The sequence below is a fragment of the Variovorax sp. 20P10.2.4 genome (assembly GCF_058244205.1).
Map to the genome: position 1 here is coordinate 1 of NZ_JBZAYE010000552.1, position 4,841 is coordinate 4,841.

A 4,841-nucleotide genomic window follows, 5' to 3' on the forward strand; every position below is an offset into this window, starting at 1 on the left:
CGTGCGCACGGCGCTCACGCCGCGGCTCAACACCATCTCGTGCCTGCTGCCGCGCGAGGCGGTGCCGGTGCGTTTCGAGCTGCTCGACGAAGGAGAGGGCGCATGAGCACCGAACACCCGTACCTCGACGTCCCCCTCTACCGCGCCGCCCACGGCCGCACCGGCGACAAGGGCGACCGCTCGAACATCAGCGTCATCGCCTGGCATCCCGCGCTCTATCCCGTGCTCGCCGAGCAGCTCACGCCCGAGCGCGTGGCCGAGCAGTTCCGCCACCGTGCGCCCTCGCAGGTGCAGCGCTTCCTGCTGCCGAAGCTGCACGCCATGAACTTCGTGCTCGACGCCGTGCTCGACGGCGGCGTCAACGACGCGCTCAACCTCGACACCCACGGCAAGGCGCTCTCGTTCCTGCTGCTCGACATGCCCGTGCGCGTGCCGAGCAAGCTTGCGCACCACCTGGCCGGCCCCTGAGCGCCGAAGCAATCCTTCACCGAATTTCCAACCATCGATCCCGGAGACAACAAGACCATGAACCGACGTTCCCTCACCCTGCTCGGCGCCGCGCTGGCCCTGGCCCCGCTGCTGGGCCAGGCGCAGTCCTTCCCCGAGAAGCCGATCACCTTCGTCGTGCCCTTCGCGGCCGGCACCGCCACCGACCAGATCGCGCGCGCCCTCGGCAACGTCATCACGGCCGAGACCAGGCAGGCCGTCGTCATCGACAACCGCGCTGGCGCCAGCGGCTTCATCGCCTCGCAGTTCGTCGCCAAGGCGCCGGCCGACGGCTACACCGTGCTCGTCACCACCAACACCACGCACGCGGCCAACGAGCATCTCTACAAGAAGCTGCCCTACGACCCGGTGAAGGACTTCGCGCCCGTCGCCGGCCTGGGCAAGGGCGGGCAGATCATGGTGGTGAACCCGTCCTCGAACGTGAAGAGCGTGGCCGACTTCATCGCGCTCGCGAAGAAGGAGCCGGGCAAGCTGAGCTTCGGCAGCGGCAGTTCGTCGAGCCGCATGGCCGGCGAGCTGCTGCAGCAGATGGCCGACATCAAGCTGCTGCACGTGCCCTACAAGAGCAACACCCTGGCCGTGACCGACCTGCTCGGCGGCCAGATCGACATGATGATCACCGACACCGCCACCGGCCTGCCGCAGGTCAAGGGCGGCAAGCTGCGCGCGCTCGGCATGTCGAGCGCCAGCCGCTCGCCGCTCGCGCCCGACGTGCCCACCATCGCCGAGGCCGGCGTCAAGGGCTACGAGATGGGCTACTGGTTCGCTGCCTACGCACCCGCGAAGACCCCGCCGGCCGTGGTCAAGCGCCTCAACGAACTGCTGGTGAAGGCCGCGAAGAGCGACAGCGCGAAGACCACCTTCTACGAGCCGAGCGGCACCGAGGTCTTCACCACCTCGCCCGAGGAACTCGCGAAGTTCCAGGCCGGTGAATCGCAGAAGTGGGGCCGCATCGTGAAGGCGGCCGGCATCGAGGCCGAGTAAACGAGTTCCAGGGCCGAGGTTTTCTTCCCCGGCCCCACGACACCCGCCGACCGGCTTGCCGGCCGCGCGGCTGCGGCGCGCATCGTGCCGCACACAGGCGCACGGCGCCGATACATCACAACCACAGGAGACAGACATGAATCGATGGAGCCTCGCGGCTGCCAGCGCGGTCACGGCCGCGCTTTTTCTGACCGCCTGCGGCGGCAGCGGTGGAGGCGGCGGCGGCCTGCTGCTGCCCCCGCCCGCCAGCAACCCGCCTGCCACCAACCCACCGCCCGCGGCCAGCGCGCCCAAGTACACGCTCTCGATCGCCAAGACCGAGGACGTGCCCGGCAGCTTCGGCAGCGCCGGCGCCTACGAGAAGATCACCGGCACCTTCACCGGTGAGGTCGACCCGAAGGACACGCACAACGCCATCATCCAGGACCTCGCGCTCGCGCCGACCAATGCCAACGGCAAGGTCGAATACAAGTCCGAGTTCGTGCTCTTCAAGCCCAAGGACATGAGCAAGGCCAGCGGCGTGCTGCGCTACGACGCGCCCAACCGCGGCAACATCGTCAACCTCGATCCCTACTTCGCATCGCGCGGCTACGTGTTCCTCACGGCCGCCTGGCAGGGCGACGTGCCCGCCGCCGCCGGCAAGGTCACGCTGACCGTGCCCGTGGCGAAGAACCCCGATGGCAGCACCATCACCGGCCCCTACCGCGCCGAACTGCTGCCCACCGTGGCCACCGGCGATTCGCTGCCGCTGCCCGGCGGCCCGTTCAATGCCGCGATGCAGGCCTATGCCACCGCCAGCCTCGACAACACGAAGCCGGGCTACGTGCTCACGCGCCGCATCAACGAGGAAGACGCGCGCCAGCTCATCCCGGCCAGCGAATGGAAGTTCGCCAAGTGCGCCGCCGGCAACCCCTTCCCGGGCACGCCCGACGAGACCAGCGTGTGCCTCAAGGCCGGCTGGGACCCGGCCTACATGTACGAGCTCGTCTACGTCGCCAAGGATCCCAAGGTCATGGGCCTGGGCCTCGCGGCGCTGCGCGACATGATCGCCTTCTTCCACCACGAGGCCAGCGATGCCGCCGGCACCGCCAACCCCGTGGCAAGCGCCATTCGCAACACCATTGCATCGGGCGTGTCGCAGTGCGGCAACTTCATGAAGACCTTCGTGCACCTCGGCTTCAACGAGGACCGCGCGGGCCGCAAGGTGTTCGACGGCGTGTTCGCGCAGATCGCCGCGCGCCAGACCAACATCAATACCCGCTTCTCCATTCCGGGCGGCGGCGGTGGCGTGCGCAGCGACCACACCGCCTTCGGCCAGGCCGGTACGCGCGGCCTGTCGAAGGACTACGTCGACGACGTGGCCCAGCGTCGCGGCGGCATCCTGTCGCGCTGCGAAGCCACCGGCACCTGCCCCAAGCTCTTCATCGGCTTCAGCGGCACCGAGTTCTACGTGCTGCAGGGCTCGCCGCTCTTGACCGACGCCTGGGGCACCACCGACCTCGCGCAGCCCGCCAATGCGCGCGTGTACTACTACGCCAGCAGCCATCACCTGCTGGGCCTGCCCTCGATGCCCGGCAGCGCGGCCGGCGCGCTCTACGCCACCAATGGCAATGCCGGCGTGATCCCCGTGGTGCGCGCGCTCTACCAGAACCTCGAGGACTGGGTCGTGAAGGGCACCAACCCGCCCGACAGCCAGGTGCCCAGGCTCGCCGACAGCACCCTGGTGCGGCCGCAGCAGGTGAAGTTCCCGGCCATTCCGGGCGTGGCCTACACCGGCCTGGTCAACACCTTCTCGCTGCTCGACTGGGGCCCGAGCTACCGTCCGCAGGACGAGAGCGGCATCCCCACCCAGGTGCCGCCGGCCTACCTGGGCCGCGACTACGCCATCCTCGTGCCGCAGGTCGATGCCGACGGCAACGACATCGCCGGCATCCGCAGCCTCGACGTGGCCGTGCCCCTGGGCACCAACACTGGCTGGAACTACACCAGCAAGCCCGCCACCATCGACCAGGCCGGCCTGTTCGGCGCCTACTTCCCGTTCGCCAAGACCACGGCCGCGCGCACCGGCAGCGGCGACCCGCGCCTGTCGCTGCAGGAGCGCTATACCAACCAGGCAGGCTACGTGTCGGCCGTGACCGCCGCCGCCAACGACCTCGTGGCCCGGCGCTTCATGCTGCGCGTGGATGCCGACGCGGCGATCGCCGCCGCGGCCGCGACCCCCGTGCTGCCCTAAGCCTCGGCGGCAGCCTGGGGTTCGGCCGGTGCCTGGTGCACCCCGAAGCCCGAGCGGCCCGGCGCGATGTCGGGCCGCAGGGTGAGGGCGGGAATCTCGTAGTCGCCATGGTTCTGGCGGCGAAACGGGATCGGCGCCGTGCTGAACAGCGTGTCCATCCTCGCCCCCAGTTCCTGCTCGATGCGCGCATAGGCCGCCGCATCGACCTTGCCCGTGCGGTGCACCACGTAGGGCGGCAGCACCTCGAAGCCCGGGTAGTAGAGGATCCCGTGATGGATCGGGAACAGCAGGTCTTCCATCGGCCCGTTGATGCCGCGCGGCGCGTAGTGCGAGGCCCAGCCGCCCGTGGTGGTGACCACCATCGCGCGCTTGCCCGCCATCGAGCCTTCGCCGAAGCGGTCGCCCCAGTGGCTGTCGGAATGCTCGCCGACTCCGTAGGCGAAGCCATAGGCATAGATGCGCTCGATCCAGCCCTTGAGTATCGCCGGCATCGAATACCACCAGAGCGGAAACTGCAGGATCACCGCGTCGGCCCACAGCAGCTTCTGCTGCTCGGCCTCGATGTCGGCCGCCTGCGTGCCGGTTTCGAAGGCGCGCAGCGAATCGAGCGCGGGGTCGAAGGGAGCGGCCGCGTCGCGCGCCGGAAAGTCCGCCGCTTCGAGCGTCGGCTTCCAGCGCATCTCATAGAGATCGGAAGTGCGCACCGAATGGCCCTGGGCCTCGAGCCGTTCGCGCATGAAGCGATGCAGCGAGCCGTTGAGCGAGGCGGGTTCGGGATGCGCGAGCACGAGGAGTACGTTCATGGATTCACCTGAGGTCATGAGGAAAGAAGAGGAGCGATGACCGCAGGTTAGGCAGCGTGGCGATATATTAGAAATGAATAGTTCGAATTCCAGGAATTGCCATGAACAATTGGAGCCGCCTCGACCTCAACCTGCTGCTCACGCTCGACACCCTGCTGGCCGAGCGCAACGTCACCCGCGCGGCCGAGCGCCTGAACCTGTCGCAGCCTTCGGTGAGCGTGCAGCTCGCCAAGCTGCGCGAGGTGTTCAAGGACCCGCTGCTCGTGCCCGCCCAGCGCGGCATGCGGCCCACCGCTCGCGCCGACGAGTTGCGC

At 68.8% G+C, this 4,841-nt stretch carries 5 protein-coding genes; 4 read left to right on the forward strand and 1 reads right to left on the reverse strand.

Features of this window, described 5'->3' with window-relative positions:
- The first annotated feature begins 102 nt into the window (after positions 1-102).
- From AC27VN_RS32715 to AC27VN_RS32725, 3 genes are all read left to right on the forward strand, one after another.
- Entirely contained in the window at positions 103-468 is a 366-nt protein-coding gene (locus AC27VN_RS32715; RefSeq protein WP_490879258.1) for an AtuA-related protein, read from the forward strand.
- 57 nt (positions 469-525) lie between these two features.
- On the forward strand, positions 526-1,491 hold the full coding sequence (locus AC27VN_RS32720; protein ID WP_490879259.1) for a Bug family tripartite tricarboxylate transporter substrate binding protein: 966 nt from the start codon (positions 526-528) through the stop codon (positions 1,489-1,491).
- Between the two features lie 136 nt (positions 1,492-1,627).
- Positions 1,628-3,724, forward strand: coding sequence for an alpha/beta hydrolase domain-containing protein (locus AC27VN_RS32725; protein WP_490879260.1), 2,097 nt, complete (start codon positions 1,628-1,630; stop codon positions 3,722-3,724).
- On the opposite strand, the gene AC27VN_RS32730 is transcribed toward AC27VN_RS32725, so the two are convergent.
- Positions 3,721-4,527 (reverse strand): NAD(P)H-dependent oxidoreductase, encoded by an 807-nt coding sequence (locus AC27VN_RS32730; protein WP_490879261.1) that lies wholly within the window; start codon positions 4,525-4,527, stop codon positions 3,721-3,723. The genes AC27VN_RS32725 and AC27VN_RS32730 overlap by 4 nt on opposite strands.
- A 101-nt stretch (positions 4,528-4,628) precedes the next feature.
- Here AC27VN_RS32730 and AC27VN_RS32735 point away from each other — a divergent pair.
- Positions 4,629-4,841, forward strand: a 213-nt coding sequence (locus tag AC27VN_RS32735) for a LysR family transcriptional regulator (RefSeq protein ID WP_490879262.1), incomplete at its 3' end; no start/stop codon positions are given.

What these genes read in the sequence shown, in the direction of transcription:
- AC27VN_RS32725 (WP_490879260.1), top strand. Translation starts at nt 1,628, where the DNA reads ATGAATCGATGGAGCCTCGCGGCTGCCAGCGCGGTCACGGCCGCGCTT.
- AC27VN_RS32715 (WP_490879258.1), top strand. Translation starts at nt 103, where the DNA reads ATGAGCACCGAACACCCGTACCTCGACGTCCCCCTCTACCGCGCCGCC.
- AC27VN_RS32730 (WP_490879261.1), bottom strand. Translation starts at nt 4,527, where the DNA reads ATGAACGTACTCCTCGTGCTCGCGCATCCCGAACCCGCCTCGCTCAAC.
- AC27VN_RS32720 (WP_490879259.1), top strand. Translation starts at nt 526, where the DNA reads ATGAACCGACGTTCCCTCACCCTGCTCGGCGCCGCGCTGGCCCTGGCC.